Annotated in this window: 16 protein-coding genes and 1 pseudogene; 4 read left to right on the top strand and 13 right to left on the bottom strand. The window is 41.7% G+C overall.

Features of this window, described 5'->3' with window-relative positions; genetic code table 11:
• Window positions 1-299: 299 nt before the first annotated feature.
• Both RMY32_RS18875 and psaK read right to left on the bottom strand, forming a co-directional pair.
• Window positions 300-551, bottom strand: coding sequence for a hypothetical protein (locus RMY32_RS18875; RefSeq protein WP_322711045.1), 252 nt, complete (start codon window positions 549-551; stop codon window positions 300-302).
• Window positions 552-669: 118 nt separating this feature from the next.
• Window positions 670-930 carry a photosystem I reaction center subunit PsaK gene (gene psaK, locus RMY32_RS18870; RefSeq protein WP_322711044.1) on the bottom strand — a complete coding sequence of 87 codons (261 nt, stop codon included), beginning with the start codon at window positions 928-930 and terminating at the stop codon, window positions 670-672.
• Window positions 931-1,461: 531 nt separating this feature from the next.
• On the opposite strand from psaK, the gene RMY32_RS18865 reads away from it, so the two are divergent.
• The 4 genes from RMY32_RS18865 to RMY32_RS18850 all read left to right on the top strand — a co-directional run bounded on the left by RMY32_RS18865 (window position 1,462) and on the right by RMY32_RS18850 (window position 6,267).
• Window positions 1,462-2,772, top strand: a complete 1,311-nt coding sequence (locus RMY32_RS18865) for an efflux RND transporter periplasmic adaptor subunit (protein ID WP_322711043.1) — start codon at window positions 1,462-1,464, stop codon at window positions 2,770-2,772.
• 708 nt (window positions 2,773-3,480) lie between these two features.
• Window positions 3,481-3,903 carry a hypothetical protein gene (locus RMY32_RS18860; protein ID WP_322711042.1) on the top strand — a complete coding sequence of 141 codons (423 nt, stop codon included), beginning with the start codon at window positions 3,481-3,483 and terminating at the stop codon, window positions 3,901-3,903.
• 453 nt (window positions 3,904-4,356) lie between these two features.
• Window positions 4,357-5,097 (top strand): SDR family oxidoreductase, encoded by a 741-nt coding sequence (locus RMY32_RS18855; protein ID WP_322711041.1) that lies wholly within the window; start codon window positions 4,357-4,359, stop codon window positions 5,095-5,097.
• 75 nt (window positions 5,098-5,172) lie between these two features.
• The gene (locus RMY32_RS18850; RefSeq protein ID WP_322711040.1) at window positions 5,173-6,267 is read left to right on the top strand and encodes an alkene reductase; all 1,095 of its coding nucleotides are present in this window, start codon (window positions 5,173-5,175) and stop codon (window positions 6,265-6,267) included.
• 163 nt (window positions 6,268-6,430) lie between these two features.
• Here the strand turns inward: RMY32_RS18850 and RMY32_RS18845 are convergent, their stop codons facing one another.
• The 11 genes and pseudogenes from RMY32_RS18845 to RMY32_RS18795 form a co-directional block, all read right to left on the bottom strand.
• On the bottom strand, window positions 6,431-7,006 hold the full coding sequence (locus tag RMY32_RS18845; protein WP_322711039.1) for a TMEM175 family protein: 576 nt from the start codon (window positions 7,004-7,006) through the stop codon (window positions 6,431-6,433).
• Between the two features lie 131 nt (window positions 7,007-7,137).
• Window positions 7,138-7,389: a hypothetical protein gene (locus RMY32_RS18840; RefSeq protein WP_322711038.1), complete on the bottom strand. Its 252-nt coding sequence runs from the start codon at window positions 7,387-7,389 to the stop codon at window positions 7,138-7,140.
• A 202-nt stretch (window positions 7,390-7,591) separates the two neighbouring features.
• The gene (hisS, locus tag RMY32_RS18835; RefSeq protein ID WP_322711037.1) at window positions 7,592-8,980 is read right to left on the bottom strand and encodes a histidine--tRNA ligase; all 1,389 of its coding nucleotides are present in this window, start codon (window positions 8,978-8,980) and stop codon (window positions 7,592-7,594) included.
• A gap of 412 nt (window positions 8,981-9,392) precedes the next feature.
• Window positions 9,393-9,599 (bottom strand): hypothetical protein, encoded by a 207-nt coding sequence (locus RMY32_RS18830; protein WP_322711036.1) that lies wholly within the window; start codon window positions 9,597-9,599, stop codon window positions 9,393-9,395.
• A 58-nt stretch (window positions 9,600-9,657) separates the two neighbouring features.
• Window positions 9,658-10,032, bottom strand: coding sequence for a type II toxin-antitoxin system RelE/ParE family toxin (locus RMY32_RS18825; protein ID WP_322711035.1), 375 nt, complete (start codon window positions 10,030-10,032; stop codon window positions 9,658-9,660).
• Window positions 10,025-10,264 carry a hypothetical protein gene (locus tag RMY32_RS18820; protein ID WP_322711034.1) on the bottom strand — a complete coding sequence of 80 codons (240 nt, stop codon included), beginning with the start codon at window positions 10,262-10,264 and terminating at the stop codon, window positions 10,025-10,027. Before RMY32_RS18820 ends, RMY32_RS18825 begins: the two co-directional genes overlap by 8 nt.
• A 15-nt stretch (window positions 10,265-10,279) precedes the next feature.
• Entirely contained in the window at window positions 10,280-13,843 is a 3,564-nt protein-coding gene (locus RMY32_RS18815) for an N-6 DNA methylase (RefSeq protein WP_322711033.1), read from the bottom strand.
• A gap of 50 nt (window positions 13,844-13,893) precedes the next feature.
• Window positions 13,894-14,184 carry a hypothetical protein gene (locus RMY32_RS18810; RefSeq protein WP_409883408.1) on the bottom strand — a complete coding sequence of 97 codons (291 nt, stop codon included), beginning with the start codon at window positions 14,182-14,184 and terminating at the stop codon, window positions 13,894-13,896.
• Complete coding sequence (locus RMY32_RS18805; RefSeq protein ID WP_322711031.1) at window positions 14,181-15,599, bottom strand: aldehyde dehydrogenase family protein; 1,419 nt, start codon at window positions 15,597-15,599, stop codon at window positions 14,181-14,183. Before RMY32_RS18805 ends, RMY32_RS18810 begins: the two co-directional genes overlap by 4 nt.
• Before the next feature lie 53 nt (window positions 15,600-15,652).
• A pseudogene (locus RMY32_RS18800) lies at window positions 15,653-15,769 on the bottom strand (nitrilase); the annotation flags it as partial.
• 135 nt (window positions 15,770-15,904) lie between these two features.
• Window positions 15,905-16,675, bottom strand: coding sequence for a red chlorophyll catabolite reductase (locus RMY32_RS18795; RefSeq protein WP_322711046.1), 771 nt, complete (start codon window positions 16,673-16,675; stop codon window positions 15,905-15,907).
• Between the last annotated feature and the right edge of the window lie 66 nt (window positions 16,676-16,741).

The raw sequence follows: 16,741 nt of genomic DNA, 5'->3' as shown, positions 1-16,741 counted from the left end.
ATGTGAAGTTGCACATATCTTGATCCCCCTAAATCCCCCTTGAAAAGGGGGACTTTGATAGATGTTTTTCCGGTTCCCCCCTTTTTAAGGGGGGTTAGGGGGGATCGAATTCTATGCAGCTTTATAAAAAATTGGTATTAGTCCTAATAATCCTTGCTCTGAGCGATAAATCACTCACTACAAATTAAGAGTTTATTTTATTGTATTTAATTATGTCTATCTACTTCCCTAATTATCATTTCTCTTTTCTCTGTGTACTCTGCGCCTCTGGAGTCGATTAAAAATTTTAGGCAGATATATCACCTATGAATCTGCATAAATAGGGAATAACCACTGACAGCAAAAATAAAAAGGATGGCGGCAGGAAAAATTACTACATCTCTGACAATAAATAAAATCCAATCTTTTCTTAGTTCTTGTTTAAACTTGAGTTCTCGCAGTTTTCGCTCAAGTTCTACGTCTTCTTGTGACTGCAAGTTGACAGGTGACAAACTTAGCGGATTATCGCCTTTGCTGGCAATTCTTTTTGATAAATCTGTTATATCTGTCATACCGTTGAGATCCTGATATTACTTAGTGTCTCATAAAAAAGAGCCAGAGAGTTCTAACTCTCTGGCTCAAAGCTGGAGACAAAAGAATCATCAAATAAAGGCTAACTTGGGTAAGAACCTAAATTCTTCCCAGGTTATGCAACCCTAAAATAGCGCCCACACCTAAGATATGGCCAAAGGCAGCACTTGCTAAAAGGGCTGGTACACCAAAATTACCAAGGAAATTGGCTGAGGGTAGTTTTGGTTCTGCGTTGGGATACTTGATGGTAGATTTGCCAAAGGCAATGGCAATGATATTAGCAATAATCATAATCAGTCCAACTGTGGGACTCCATTGCAGAGGTGTGGTTGCAGCAGCGAGTAAGGTTGAAGTCAACACCTAGATTTGCTCCTGAAATTTATTAATGGTTGAAAACATAATCTGAAACTTTCCGAAGCAAATTCAAGAATTTACCCGATTTCGCATCAATATTTAACAGTTATTCTTACTACTTAATACAAAATGAGTTCAATGCAGCGAGCTGATTGTGGTAGTGAGTTTGAATTTCAATGTTTGAAACAAGCGAACTATTAGTATTGATTTATACTTACAGTTAAATTCAGGACTAAAATACGCTTTATATCTGGCTAACAGACTTAATTTGCGTACCTCCCAAACTTGAAATCTGCTGTAATAAAAGTGATTCCGATAAAATTATCCCTAACTTTTTGAAGGATACAGTTGAAGTCAGAAATTTCAGGAGCGGATTCACCTTTCGGTAGATTTAGATAGAATCATCAAAACTGTATATTTGGATGGGATAACACATAATTTGCCGCAAAACCTCATGCCAAATCAGTAATTTCAAAAACGACAGATGAAATTTTGATTGAATTGTAGTTAATTTGTTCCTTAAGTTCCTCAAAAGCCATGACATCCCCTGAGCCTCAAACTGATTTGGGAGAAAAAGCTCCACAAACGTCATTTGAGCCACCCTCTGGAAAACGGCGGTGGCTTTGGTTGAGTTTAGCCGCACTCTTATTATTAGGGGGCGGAGCAGCTATAGTTTGGCGTTTACTCACTCCACAGAATTCAGCACCTTCAGATGCTAACGCTCAACCTCAAGGGGTAAGAGTCAAAATATCAACAGTACAAAGCGGCATAATTGAGGAAAGTTCAGATTTTATTGCTAGTCTAAAATCCCTGCGCTCAGTCACGCTTCAGCCGAGAATTCAGGGTCAAGTTACCCAGATACTTGTCAAATCTGGAGATCCAGTTGTCCAAGGAGCGCCAATTCTCCAAGTAGATTCTACACCACAGGCAGCGATCGCTAGGAATAATCCTGTGCCTCAAGCATTTTTAATGCAACTGGCAAATGCCCGCGCCACACTCAAATCTTTAGAAGCAGAACGACCATCCTACGTTGCGAATCTGCAATTGTACCAGCAGAACTACGATAAGTTTGTCAACCTAGCTGAACAAGGAGCCGTGTCTCGACAGGCTAGCAATCAGTTTGCTAATCGTCTGGCCAATGCTAAGACTAGTCTGGATGCAATTGATTCCAGGATTCAAGCACAACGAGCCTCTATCTTGCAGGCTGAAAAATCTTTGCAGCAATCTAATGTAAATACTCAAACACAACAGCCCCAGTCTGACAAAATTACTGCTCCTTTTAGTGGCACAGTTGGCAACATCCCTGTGAAAGTCGGTGATTTAGTTAATACTTCTACACCATTAGTTAATATCACCCAAAATCGGCCTTTAGAAGTGAATATCTCTGTACCACTACAACAAGGGCCCCAATTGCGTAAGGGTATGCCAGTAGAGGTGATGAACACACAAGGTCAAAAGCTTGGTAGAAGTAGAATATTTTTTATTGCACCTAATGCCAGCAATGAAACACAAACGATACTGATTAAAGCACTGTTTGACAACACTAATGGTCAGCTACGTGCAGATCAATTGGTGAGAACTAGAGTGTTCTGGAATCAGCGCCCCGGAGTTTTAATTCCCACAACAGCAATGACTCGTGTAGGCGGGGACACTTTTGTTTATGTAGTTGAAACAGAAACATCTCCCCAAGGTGTATCCCAACAAGTAGCTCGGCAAAGGCGAGTAAAGCTAGGCGAGATCAAAGGTAATAATTACCAAGTTATTGAAGGATTACAGCCAGAAGATAAAGTTATTATTTCAGGGTTGCTCAATCTTAGAGATGGTGTTGCGATCGTTCCAGAATTTTAATTAAAGGGAGTAGAAAAAGGAGCAAGGGAGAAGTCTCAATCTTGTCTCCTACCAATTTTTACCCAAGAGCGTTACTATAGCGATCGCTCTTTGTTGGAGAACTTGTAAAATAGTCTCTAAGAGGTTGTTTGAAAAGTGGTTGGCTGTGATTTTAGGCACTTATTGATCCCCCCAACCCCCCTTAAAAAGGGGGGCAAAACCTTTCAAAGTCCCCCTTTTTAAGGGGGATTTAGGGGGATCTAGAACGTTTTGTTACCGAGAAGAAAACTTTTCAAACATACTCTAAGTGTCTATCTATGCAATACACTCTGAACTCACTTCCATTCTTTTCTGCTAAAAAGAAAGCATTAGTGAAATTTTAAGATATAACTCGTTTTGTCAATAGTGATTACGCTGTAAATTATCTATGGTATTGAGTATCTCATTAAGCTTTATACTAAATTTTATGGCAAGGATGAACGATGCTTTTAAATATGCGTAGGCGTAGCTAGTTTTGTCTATGAAACGCTATACGAAGGCATCACAGGCTGGAAATTTGCGTTTGTAACCTCGATTTGACTAAATTTAATCACCACTACTTATTGGTAAATGGTTAATGATCTTAACCTGTCACCAATGAGTAAAAGTAAGCAATTACTTGATTACGTAACAGAGGCAAACAATTATGTCAGTGAAAATCATCCAATCTAGGTTTGGTTTAGTTTTAACTTGTTTACTTGGACAAATAATGTTGTTGGCTGCGCCAGTACAAGCTGGAGTGGAGGGCAAAAGCTACGATGTCAATGTTCAGTCAAGTCAGGAGATAATTTTACTGCTTGTTTTGAATTTAACGCCAATGGTAACAGCCTTCGCTTTGTTGGGCTAGATGCTACTTATAGCCGGACAAATCTAGGTCGGGATCAGAGAAATTGGCAAGCAGTAACAAATCCAACTTCAGATCCAACTTCAGAAGTAAGTATCGCACTTAGCGGTCAAGTAAGAGGAGACTTTATTCCAGATCGGAGGATAAGTGGTAATGCTATCAATTCCAACGGCACTACTTATACATTTAATGGAACACTCCTATCTGAGCCAACGTGTCCAATTGAGGTTGAATCCCTGATCGGTTCAGAAAATCCCTTCTTAAAATAATTTAATCTACGCAGATATGATAAACCAGATGAGCTTTTGGTTAACGAAGACAGACAATTTATAAAAGATGTTTGTAGACTATGGTCAAGACAATACCTGTGTCATCAGCATTTAATTTCTGTCAAGTTCGGTAGGGCGTAGTTTACTGCCGTAGGCATTGTGTTTGGCTCAATGAAGACTCATAAATTCGATTTAGATCAACATATTCAACAATATTTGCCAAGCCGTAGCAAATCTTAATCTGCTGTGAAAATGCCGCCAAGAGGGCACGTATCTTTACCTTTTGCAATGTATTTTCATTTCTCCCGCCTGAGAGTTACTTGAATTCACAGGCGGGATTTTTGCTGGAATCAAGTCGGGAGTTTTAGCAGCGATCGCTAAATTTAATCTTGGTACAGTACCTTTAACAATAGATAATCATTCTAGTTAACCAAAATTAAACTCGATTAATCTATGGCATCAATAACCGGGAAAGTTGCAATTATTACTGGTGCATCGCGGGGAATTGGACGAGCGATCGCACTCAAGTTAGCTGGTAATGGCGCATCTATTGTCGTTAACTATGCAGGTAATGCAGGCAAAGCACAAGAAGTTGTTGCAGAAATTGAAAAGTTGGGAGTAGAAGCGATCGCTATCCAAGCTGATATTAGCAAAGTACCCGACATCCAAAGATTATTTGAACAAACACTTGAACGTTTTGGTAAAGTCGATATTTTGGTCAATAATGCTGGAATTGCTTTCTATAAACCAATTACTGAGGTGAGTGAAGAAGATTTCGACGCGATTTTTGCCATTAATGTCAAAGGCACTTTTTTTGCTTGTCAACAAGCCGCGCAGCACATGACAGAAGGCGGACGGATTATCAATTTTTCTTCATCAACCACGGTGATGATGCTGCCAACTTATAGTGCTTATGTAGGAACCAAGGGTGCTGTTGAACAAATCACACGGGTACTAGCTAAAGAATTAGGTGCAAAAGCGATCGCAGTTAATGTTATTTCTCCTGGTCCCACCGATACAGAACTATTCCGAGAAGGCAAAACACAAGAACAGATAGATCGTTTAGCGCAAATGGCTGCTTTTAATAAACTCGGAGATGTGCAAGAAATCGCCGATGTAGTAGCATTTCTTGCTAGCGACGAAGCTAGGTGGATCACTGGGCAAAACATCCGTGTCAATGGTGGAATCGCGTGAGGAAAAGCTCTCCTAACGATCCCCGTTTTCAAACCTCAGTCAGTAATGTGCAACGCTGTAATCGAAATTTAAGCCATGAATTCCAATATCAATCTTTTCACACCAGTTCAGCTTGGCCCTTATACTCTACCAAACCGAATCGTAATGGCACCGATGACGCGTTTACGGGCAATTGCAAGTATTCCCAACTCGCTAATGGCAACTTACTACACCCAACGCGCCAGTGCTGGACTGATCGTTACTGAATGTACAATGGTTTCACCTCTGAGTTTAGGATACATTAACTGTCCAGGAATTTACTCAGAAGAACAAGTGGCAGGATGGCGGTTGATAACTAATGCAGTACACGAACAAGGGGGCAGAATTTTTTTGCAACTTTGGCATTCTGGGAGAGTTTCTCACTCAGCTTTACTTAATGGAGAATTGCCAGTTGCTCCCAGTGCGCTCGCAGGGATTGGTTCACTCCACACACCCATAGGTAAAGTATCGTTGGAAACTCCCCGCGCTTTAGAAATTCCAGAAATTACTGAAATTGTCGAGCAATTTCGCAAAGGTGCCGAAAATGCCTTGGCGGCTGGTTTTGATGGGATTGAACTTCACGGTGCATTTGGCTATTTAATCGATCAATTTCTCCAAGATGGCTCGAACCAGCGCACAGATGAGTATGGCGGTTCAATAGAAAAGCGTAGCCGATTCCTCTTAGAAGTTGTGGAAGCAGTCGCTAGCGTTTGGGGTGCAAACCGAGTTGGGATCAAACTTTCGCCAAGTAACACTTTTTATGGAATGCATGACTCCAACCCTCAAGAAACTTTTGGTTATGCTATCAATGCTCTTAACCCCTTTGGACTTGCCTATCTTCACCTGATGGAACCGAACGAAGTCGATTTAGCAACCCGCGAAGTCATGAACCCAGTTACACCCTACTTTCGGCAAATATTCCAAGGTACTTTGATTACTAATGGTGGCTACGATCGCCAAACAGGAGATAGCATTCTTGCTAGTAGCAATGCAGATTTAGTTTCTTTTGGCAAGTTATATCTTGCTAATCCTGACTTACCAAAACGCTTAGAACTTAACGCCCATTTGAACGTTCCAGATCCAAAAACATTTTATGCCCCTGACGCTACAGGATACACCGACTATCCATTTTTAGAACTTCAGACAAATTAAAGCAATCAAAGATACTTTGCGTTCTTGATTTTTTATACGTAAAAATTAAATGCGTAACAGCTGAGGTATAGCACAAGCCTTGGTGGTTAGGACATCAACAGACGATAAAACTTAGACACAAAAAGGCTTTTCACCCAGTCCCTTGCTATAATTCGTAATTCCTTTAGGAAGTGTAAATTTTCTCAATGCGACGGTCAGGAATCAGCCACATGATTGCGACTAAAACATACAATGCACAAGCAAACCATGAGTTTACAAAGGCAAGTGGAATTGCCACAGCATAGACAACTACTGATATTTTTCCTTTGAAGTCTTCACCAACTGCGATCGCTAGAGTCGAATCTTTGCCGTGGTGAGAAATCAGGGTGCGGGTAAGAATGAAGTAAGCGATGGCATTCAACAACAACACCGTACCATAAAGGGCAACAGGCATGGCGGCAAAGTGATTCTCGCCCATCCAACCAGTGACGAAGGGGATTAGCGACAACCAAAATAGCAGATGCAAATTCGCCCAAAGGATACGCCCATTAACCTGTCGGACTGCTTGTAGTAGGTGATGGTGATTGTTCCAGTAGATGCCGATATAAATAAAACTCAACACATAGCTCAGAAATACTGGGATTAGTGGACGTAGCGCGGCTAAATCGACCCCATGCGGCACTTTAATTTCCAGCACCATGATAGTGATAATGATAGCAATCACCCCATCGCTGAATGCTTCTAATCTCCCTTTTCCCATGTACGCATTCCTTTTCTATTTATTTAAAAGTAAGTTGTGAGACTCTGTACTTTATCGTACCAAGTAGCCGCCGTTTATGAAGATTCTCTGCGTTGGCGTAGCCCGCCGAGGGCATCGCAAAATCAAAATCTTTAATTCTCACTTGCCAATTTCCGCCGTAATTCCCGAATAGCAGCGCTAGTATTGCGCTCGTAGGCAATTTTTAGAGACTCTGTGACTACTTCTGACACATTGATGTTAGGGAAATAACGGCTATTGGTTTCAACAGTATAGCGATCGCCTAGTTGTTCATTGAGTGCTTGATAATCTTGCCAGCTTCCAGGTAGGCGTACTACCGCACCTGGGGGCAAATGGATTGTATCGGGTGTGACAACAGCAAACATACAACTGAACCTCCACCTCAACTGTAATGCTTTAAATATCAATTGCTGCGGCTGAAAAATACAGCAGCGATCACAATGAAACCTAAAAGTGCTATAGGAACCCAGAGATTAGGGACATCCGATAAACTCATAAATGACTTCCAAATAAATATGATATATGAGGCAGATTGCAATAGACAGTTGCTACTTGATAAATCAACTTTTAAGTAAGCCTTCTTTTAACTTCCTCAGCTAGATTTTCTAGTAGTACTTCTACTTGCTCCCCTGTTTTCAAATCTTTGAGCGATGACTTTTGCGCTGCTGCTTCTTCAGAACCAATAATTACGCAAAATTGAATTCCTTGTTTGTCTGCTAATTGAAATTGTTTACCCAAAGGACGCTTATCAAAGTTAGTTGTTACATTAATTCCCGCCTGACGCAGATGTTGAGAAACTTGTAAATAAGTAGGTATTAAATCTTCTTGCATATTCACTACCATCACTTGGGCTGGTGTAGCAGCTAAGGTATTTAGAATACCAGCTTTTAACAAGCGACTAATTAAGCGAGTTAAGCCAATAGAAATGCCGACACCAGGCATTTTTTCACCCAAAAAGACCCCGACTAATTCTTCATATCTACCGCCAGAACAAATACTACCTAAAGCTTCATGTCCTAATAGAGTTGTTTCGTAAACTGTGCCAGTATAGTAATCAAGACCACGGGCAATGGATAAATCAATACAGAAACGATTTTCGGCAACTCCGAGATTACGCACTCCAGTAATTACCGTTTCTAATTCGCTAACTCCTAAACTCAATTGCTCGGTTTCTGGCAGATTTTGGGCGAGGTGTTTGAGCTTATCTAAGATTTCATCAACGGAACCGTCTATTTTGATAAATTCAATGATTTTTTGCGCCTGTTCGGCTGCAATCCCTTCTTTCTCTAAATCTTGTTTGACTTTACTTTCACCAATTTTTTCTAGAGTATCAACGATATCAATACAAGATTTTATTTGATTTTCAGTAATACCCAATGATTTAAAGAAACCAGTAAGAACTTTACGGTTATTGATGCGAATCAGAAAATCACCAATATTAATTGCTTCAAATATTTCAGTGATAATTGCAGGCATCTGAGCATCATAGAGCAAACTTAGTTCGCGACGCGCAACTACATCAATATCGCACTGGCGGAACTGACGAAAACGCCCATCTTTCGCTCGTTCTCCCCGAAAAACTACATCGGTTTGATAACGAGCAAAGGGAAAGGTTAATTTATTCAGATGACGGGCAATATACGCTGCTAAAGGAACTGTTTGATCGAACTTTAAAGCTCTGGCTTCCGAACCAGTTTCGCCCGATTTATCTCTCTCGGCTTGTCGATTTGGTGGCAATATGGGATTAATTCCATAAATGATATTATCGCCTTGATTACCTTTAGCTTGCAGTACTTCTAAACGTTCTACAGCAGGTGTTTCGATGGGCGTAAATCCATAGCTTTCAAAAACTCTACGGATGATATCTAACAAATATAATTCTAGACGCTTTTCGCTAGGAAGAAATTCTGGAAACCCGCTAGGGGTAGAAAAGTTTATTTTGTCACCTTTGACCATGCGTATACCTTACTAAGTTCATATTTGAGATCAAAGCCTAACGACTGGAAGTCGTGGCTACACAAACAAAGTCCGCCTGCGCGGACTGGAGAATAATCAGTGGTTATCTCTGAAAGGAGAAATTACTATCTTAGCCGTTCTTCTTGTCTTATCCGTCAAACTCACGCTAATTAGTGCCAAAATCCCGACTGGAAATTCTGCAAAGCAAAGAGTCTGCGAAAAATTGGGCTTCTGTATTCATCCCACTGCTGAGACTTCAGTCGTGAGAGCAGAAATTATAACTTGATGCGAAGCATAACAAATTCTGTTTTTCTTCCAAGCGATCGCGTTTGTCGTCAGCTTCTAATGTTCCGGTTAAACTGCTGTAAGTCTGTATTCGCTCCAATTGGGTTGTTAGACCGAGTTTACGGTTTTATTGTCCACGCCCTGGCTTGCAATCTGTAAAACTTAACGCCTCTGTGTCGAGAAAACTTGCGATCGCCATCTCAATAACTGCTTCGATTGGATATTCAATTTCAGTAGCACGAGCAATTAGAGCGGCGCGAATTCGTTCTGGTAAGCATCCTAAAATAACTTCGGCATCATTGGGGGAAAGTTGCTCTTGGAGTTTTGCTTGCATCGCTTTACTACCTTTCGGTTGGAATTTGGACGTTATAAAGAGGTTCGGTGGCTCTTGTTTAGATATCCTCTTTATCTTTGATCGCGCGTTGCTCATATTCTGTAATGATGCTCTGAATGTCATCTGCGGCAATATCGACTTGTTCAGATTTTGCATAAATAGTCAGCAAAATAATTCCCGTTGCTGTCTTGACATAGTAAATCAGACGATAGCCGCCGCTTTTACCTTTTTGAGTGTCGCTATTTCGGACTCTTAACTTGAAGACCGCATAACCAACCCCAGGTATTTGATCTCCTGGCAGCTCTCCCTGTTCAAGTTGTTCGATGACGGGTTGCATATCATTCCGAATACTGCGATACTTCTTGGCAAGAGCGCGTAGATTTCGGTTGAATGTTGGCGAAACTTCAACTTGAATGAAAGGCTGATCAGTCATTTTCAAGCTCTTCCCAAAGTTGAGCCACCGGGATAGTTTGCCCAGTCATGGCTTCGTGCCAAGCTTGCCGGAAATCTGCTAAGACTTCTGCTTGAGATTGATTATCTAAAACTTCCTCTTCTGGAATTAGAATAATAACTTCTACGCGACTGTTTTTATCTGTTATGAGAGGATGATCTAAGGTTAGTTGTCCTTGCTCATTAATCATTGCCATGACTTTAACTGCTTTCATTGCTAATCCAAGATGTTAAGTAGTAGTGGTTAGGTTAATGCCCAAAGCTTCAAGCTGCTGGTTAATCCAAGTTGTTGCTGTCGCTTCATCAGTTTCGATCGCTCTTTCTACTCCTGTTTTAGCAATTTCTAGCAGCTGCTTGGATTGCTCCCGCGCTTTTCTAGATTCTCTAACCTTTTCTCTGATTTTTTGACGAGTAGATTCTTGCGGTAGAGTGATTGGAATCTTCAATAAATCCTCAGTTGAGATTGCTGGGTACATACTGGCAGTCGTATGAAGATCCAGAATTTCGCATACAATGGGCGATCGCAAATAAACCAATAAAACTTCTGGCTCAATTTTGGTTGGTTTGAGAACAACAAAACCAGATGAGCAAATATAGTTATTTTGCTCAGATTCAATTAAGGCTGAAAGTCTGCGGATAGGGCGAACTGTTGACGTAATTACATCGTTAGTTTTGACAAACCATTGTGCTCGACTAGGGGCTTCTTCCATAGCCACCACTTCACTATTAGCAAAGCCTTCTCCACTGAGATTGCCAATTTCGATATAGTTAAATGTGCCTTGTTTTTCGGGTTGAAACTTGCGCTTTGCTAGTGAAACAACATCCCCAATGCAAAGACCAGACTGACGCATGATTGTCATTACTTTTTGCTGTTTTGGCTGGTAATACTCAGCGTCGAGGCGATCGCAGGACAGGAACGACTCAGCAAAAGTCTTGACGGCAACAGTTTCTTCCGTGGGTTGCCAGTCCTTCAAGCCAAGCTCCGACAACAGCAAATCCTCAGCTTCAAAATAAATTCTCTGACTAATTTTTAAAATTTTATACGAATATTTAATTAATCCCTCAATAGAGTTTTGAAATATTTTTGATACTATAGGCACTTGGATTTTTCGTAGTCTAGACATCGCAACAGTTGGTTGTGCTGAGAGAGTTTTTTCTCGATCCAGAATAACTTGACCAACTTTGGAATTGAAAAATGTTGAGAGAAAGTATGGGCTAATTTTAAGTCCTTTTCTACGGAGTTTACATATATTAGGGCCAAGTTGATAAGATCCTTCTTGAAGAACTAAGGATCTTCTGTAAATACCTGTATAAGATAAGATTATATCTTCTTCGTCAAGTCTTGAGCGTTTTAGAAATGTATTTGCTGTTTCTCGCTCTATGGTTATGTAATCAGTTAAATCTAGCCTTTCATTTTGAATATTTTTGCTTGTAAGGGCGATATAGAAATTATCAGATTCCATATTTTCAGCAGTAAAGAATTTTGTAAATTCAAAGCCAGCAAGCTTTGTCACTTCGTACTCTTCTTCAATCGAAATAAAGTGCCTTTTTTTTATCTTAGATGTGATATCTAGAGCTTCTTTATTAAAATATTCTGCATCATATCGAAAAAACTCATTTTCATTCAAAACATTAAAATAAATCTCAACCGCTTCCAGCCCACCCATTAACCGCTCATACTTCACAGCATCAAACGGCGCAACAGATGGGCTAGATTCAAAAAAACTGAGCTTCTCCTTTTTGGCAAACTCAATAAACGCTTCTGCAATGCCGTCTTCCGTCAGTCCTTCGTGGTTATACAAATCATGATCCACCACTAAATGACCGTGAACATCTTGCAAAAAATCGCCCTCCACCCCCACCACTCGTTGCATCGGAGAAGGCGGCATCAATTCGCTAAGTTCGTCATCAGGCGGTGAAGTAGACGATGAAATTTTCCGCCAGATTTTATCCCCAGAATTATCTTTGCCCGATTTCCGCATCGTCGCAAAAAAGATGTTGTAGTCATCCTGTCGAGGGCAGAGTGCGCCTGCCTTCGAGTCATCATTCCACTTCTGCACAAACAGCACCGAAGTCTTTGTACCCGTGTGCGGTCTAAACGTATTGCCATGCAGCCCCACCACCGCCAAAATCCGGCAGCGTTCGGCAAGGAAATCTCGAATATTCTTATCCGATGAATTGTTAAACCGTCCTTGGGGCAACACGATCGCCATTCTACCCCCCGGTTTCAAAAAGTCCAAATTGCGCTCAATAAACAAAATATCGCGCCCCACCTTGGTTTGCCACTTACCATCGGGCTTCTTTGCCAAATCATAGCGGGCAATCATGCGCGGTTCCTTGATATCTCCGGCAAAGGGCGGATTTGCCATCAGCACATCAAACTGAAACTCTCGAAAATCTTTATTCCCTTTCGGTCGCAACCGTTTTAGCCGTTTGAACCCAGCATTATAAATGTTATCCCATTCTTCTTGTTCCGTTACTTCATTCCACAGTTCATAGTCCAGTGTGTTCAGGTGCAATACATTCGTCTGCCCATCCCCCGCAATCAGGTTCAGCGTCCGCGCCACTCGCACCGCTTTCTCATCAAAGTCGATGGCAAACACCTTCTCTTCCACATATTCACTACAACGGGGTGGCTTATCTTCCAACGAAAACAAATGACTCGCCTGCAATCCCTCATCCGCCAAAATCTGCCGCCACACATGAAAAATCGTATGCACCGGAAACCCAGATGACCCCGCCGCCGTATCGATCATGTACTCATCTTCTTGGGGATTGAGCATTTTCACGCACATATCAATCACATAGCGGGGCGTAAAAAACTGTCCTTTCTCACCCTTACTGCTCTGGTTAATCAAATACTCAAAGGCTTCATCAATTACATCCAGATTGGAGTTAAACAGCTTCACATTCTCCAACGACGACACACAGACCGACAGGTGCGAAGGCGTGAGGCTAATTTTAGCATCTTCACTAAACACCCCTTCCCACTTTTTCTTTGCCCTATCAAACAAATCCTGAATCTTGGTTTTGAGTGCCGCTTCTGTTTGTCCCGTATTGCGAAACTCTAGAGAACGGGTTTTACGGCGGTTCCCCTGCCCAGAATACCACTCATCATAGAGCTTCGTAAAAATCAGCTTAAACAGTTCCTCAAATACATCTACCCCAGCATTCGCCAGCACCTCATCTTCCATTTCTTCGATCAAGGTTTTGAGAGATTTATTCTCCTTTATCAACTTGTCATTAGCGATCAAGTCTTCCAGGGTAAACTTGATCTGAAGAATATCTGCTAGGGTTTGATTAGCGTTGGGCAGACCAGGGATATCTTCAAAATAATTGGGATCTTTGCGCTGGTAGTAGGAGATTTGATCGCCATTTGTCCAAATTGCGATCGGCGCACCTGTAGCATTGCAGTAAGAGCGAAGCTGATCTTTCCCATCCTTTAGCTTTGGCTTCTTTAGCTCTACAATCATGTAGACTGTGTTCGGACGGTCTTTGTCCATCACCACAATGTCTGCCCGTTTCACCTCCCGCCCAAAGTTCACCCCATACTCGACTTGAATGCGACTGAGAGGATAGTGGAGGCGTTTATTCAAAACCTGTAAATATAGCTGCCGAATTGCTTCCTCTGGCGTCAGCTTAATTGCCTTCTGACGCACCAAACAAACGATATAAGGCACTTCGCTACTTTTGATTGCTTTAAGAGTAATGCTCTGCTCTAACTGCTCAATTTCCGCCGCAGTAAACTGAGACAGTTTGTAGTTTGAGTCTTTGAGGATATCGGCTAGGTTCATCAGGCGCTACAGAATCTACATAAAGGCTTAGTCCGTTATAGAGTGTAACGCTATTGTAGAAACCGACCTATAGGTTTTCTTAATACTAGATAACAAATTGTTGAGAAAAGACTTGTGTTCTGAACCAAAACCATCAAAATTCTTCCAGATGCTTTGATTATCGCGGACGAAACTGTGGCAGAGGCGATCGCCTCTAGTAAAATAGATATTTTGAACAAGATGCGAATGCAATGCCAACTCTTGGAGACGCTTTGCGTAGCTTGCTTCTTTAAAAAAGTACGGCGGCAAGCTACGCCATTGGTTACGCTAATCAGTTGCATAGTGATGATGGCATTGGTCACTCCCCATTTTCAAACCACCAAGGGTCATTAGTAGCATTAGTTTTAATCAAAATAGCTTTTTTTAGCATAAATCGTTTCATCGCTGCTGCACCTATGCGTGACTGTCCCAAACCGGAGAATTTGAAGGCGTTTTTCTCTCCCTCATGCATGATGGCGGTGAGTCCAGCATCGTTGATACTAATGGCACCTGCATCTATCTGGTATGCAACTTCTAAAGCTTCTGTTTCTGAGGCAAATACAGCAGCACTTAATCCATAGATTGAGTCATTGGCTAAAGAGACTGCTTCATCTACTACAGAAAAAGGCATGACTGGCATAATCGGACCAAAAGTCTCTTCAGTCATGATTTTCATGGAATGATTAACTTGGGTAAGCACTGTTGGACGACACCACCAACCCCCACCTAAATCCTCGATGACACCACCGCAGTGAATTACTGCTCCTTTTTCCACTGCATCTAGAAGATGATCGCTAATAATGGCTGCTTGTTTTTCGGCGATGATCGGGCCAATTTCTCCACTTTCGACTGTGGGATAGGCTAGTTTAAGGCGATGTGCTTTGGCTACTAGTTGATGGTAAAACTTTTCAAATATCGAGTCTGCAACGTAAATTCGCTCAATTGAGAGGCATGACTGCCCGGTGTTGACAACAGAACTCCACAAGATTGCTGAAGTTGCTAATTCTAAGTTGGCTGATTCTAAAACGATCGCCGGATCTTTTCCTCCTAATTCCAAAAAAGCTGGAATAAACTGTTTTGCAGCCGCTTGTGCAACTTTTCTCCCTGTGGCTACACTGCCTGTAAAGCATACCAAATCTACATTTTCAATTAAAAGAGATCCGGTTGCACCTGCTCCTTCGACAAAAGTTAATACCTCGTGCAGTTTGGGAACAGTGTTGAGTGCTGTAATGAGTGGTGCTACAAAGCGGGGAGTGATTTCACTGGGTTTAACAATGACAGCACAACCTGCCAACAACGCCGGAATGGTATCAATAGTAGACAGTGACAGGGGAAAATTCCACGGGCTAATTACTCCAACTAAGGGATAAGGAACAGATGTTTGTTGCAAGGCAATAAAGGGAATGGCTGTATTTTTTGCCGATTCTTGCAGCAATTCCGGTGCTAACCGACACCAGCGATCGATGCTGGAGAGGAAGGAGTCTATTTCTAATACCGAGGCTGACAATCTTCCTGTATCATTTACCAAAGCTTCCGTGAGGCGATCGCGTCCAGATATTATCGCATCCTTCCACTGCTGTAAAGCTTCAATTCTCCCCTCTAAGCCCAACTGCTGCCAGCGAACTTGTGCCCGGCGCGTCCGCTTACATTGCTGTACCACCAACCTTGGAGGCGGCGGGATAATTACGTAGTCAAATTTGCCAGTTCGGGGATTGCGGACTTCTATTGGTTTTGTCATTTGTCATTTGTCATTTGTTATTACTTCCTAATCCCCAATTTCCATTCTCAAATTTAAATCATCCCCAACTTGGTGAAGCACTCAATGGTGGTTTGCTGTGTTTGCAGGAAGTGTTTGCGGTCTACTTCTCTTTCCAGCATAGTATTAGCAGGGTAAAAGTGTGATTGGCGATCGCGAGTGAAGGTTGATTGCATAACAGGTAACTTGCGATGCTAAAGCGCAGTACGATTCTAAATTAGTGGACATGGAAAATTGAGAGCCATAACAAATGACCAATGACAAATGACTAATGACAAATGACAAATTTAGAGAATCCGATCGCCACCCCAGAGCGATCGCACAAGTTTATCTGTCAATTCCGAGCCAAACATCTGTGCGGCAAATTTATTACCTGGATCGCGTTCAGCACTGATACGGCGGAGCGCTAAATCACGAGCAGCTAAAGCTTCTCGTGCATCTTCTGGCACAGGTTCGGCTGCATCTACCCAAGTTAACCAGCGATCAAGTGTTTCGCGTGCAAGTGTGCGAGTTAGTTCGAGAGTTTCAAAAGTAGGTGCGCCTGTGTAACACAAGCTAACAGGCGATTGAAATAGACGAATATAAGTACTTTTGCTGGTAAATACCTTGAGCCGCGCATCTGACTGTAACTTTAAGAATGTTTGATTAACTGGCTCATAGTAGCGATCGAGATATGCCAAATCGGTTAGAAGCTCAGTTCTGGCAATGTAATCTATATAAAATAAAATATTTCCATTTGGAAGTGTGCCAAACTCAAAGGCCAAATGAGGAACCTGAATATGGGACTTCAACCAAGTAGTGAGACGCATAGTCCCAAAGTTTGATTTTTCCGGGTTTCCCAACCACGAATGCACTAGCCAGTCAATTTCTTCTCCAGAAAAAGCAGTCAGCGAACCTTTCATATTGCCATCAAGACTGCTATATTGCTGTAAATTTTCTACAGAAGCGTCTGGATGTAACCGAAAACGAGCCTCTAATTTTTGGCGGAGTTCCTTTGTAATCTCCCACAACTGCTCAAATACAGCTTTATTATCTAAATCAGTTGGTTGCTGAGTCATGGTTTGAGTTTGCAGTTTTTTTATAAACTTCATATTTAGTTTGACACTTTCCGGTATCTAATTCGT

Source organism: Nostoc sp. ChiSLP03a, assembly GCF_034531215.2.
Classification (GTDB): domain Bacteria; phylum Cyanobacteriota; class Cyanobacteriia; order Cyanobacteriales; family Nostocaceae; genus Nostoc.
Note: the sequence above shows the minus strand (reverse complement) of the source record. Positions and strands in the feature narration are given on the sequence as shown.

Bases quoted from the DNA above. Each gene is read 5' to 3' on its own strand.
- RMY32_RS18875 (WP_322711045.1), bottom strand. From the start codon at position 551: ATGACAGATATAACAGATTTATCAAAAAGAATTGCCAGCAAAGGCGAT.
- RMY32_RS18865 (WP_322711043.1), top strand. From the start codon at position 1,462: ATGACATCCCCTGAGCCTCAAACTGATTTGGGAGAAAAAGCTCCACAA.
- RMY32_RS18855 (WP_322711041.1), top strand. From the start codon at position 4,357: ATGGCATCAATAACCGGGAAAGTTGCAATTATTACTGGTGCATCGCGG.
- RMY32_RS18850 (WP_322711040.1), top strand. From the start codon at position 5,173: ATGAATTCCAATATCAATCTTTTCACACCAGTTCAGCTTGGCCCTTAT.
- RMY32_RS18845 (WP_322711039.1), bottom strand. From the start codon at position 7,006: ATGGGAAAAGGGAGATTAGAAGCATTCAGCGATGGGGTGATTGCTATC.
- RMY32_RS18840 (WP_322711038.1), bottom strand. From the start codon at position 7,389: ATGTTTGCTGTTGTCACACCCGATACAATCCATTTGCCCCCAGGTGCG.
- hisS (WP_322711037.1), bottom strand. From the start codon at position 8,980: ATGGTCAAAGGTGACAAAATAAACTTTTCTACCCCTAGCGGGTTTCCA.
- RMY32_RS18830 (WP_322711036.1), bottom strand. From the start codon at position 9,599: ATGCAAGCAAAACTCCAAGAGCAACTTTCCCCCAATGATGCCGAAGTT.
- RMY32_RS18825 (WP_322711035.1), bottom strand. From the start codon at position 10,032: ATGACTGATCAGCCTTTCATTCAAGTTGAAGTTTCGCCAACATTCAAC.
- RMY32_RS18820 (WP_322711034.1), bottom strand. From the start codon at position 10,264: ATGAAAGCAGTTAAAGTCATGGCAATGATTAATGAGCAAGGACAACTA.
- RMY32_RS18815 (WP_322711033.1), bottom strand. From the start codon at position 13,843: ATGAACCTAGCCGATATCCTCAAAGACTCAAACTACAAACTGTCTCAG.
- RMY32_RS18805 (WP_322711031.1), bottom strand. From the start codon at position 15,599: ATGACAAAACCAATAGAAGTCCGCAATCCCCGAACTGGCAAATTTGAC.
- RMY32_RS18795 (WP_322711046.1), bottom strand. From the start codon at position 16,675: ATGACTCAGCAACCAACTGATTTAGATAATAAAGCTGTATTTGAGCAG.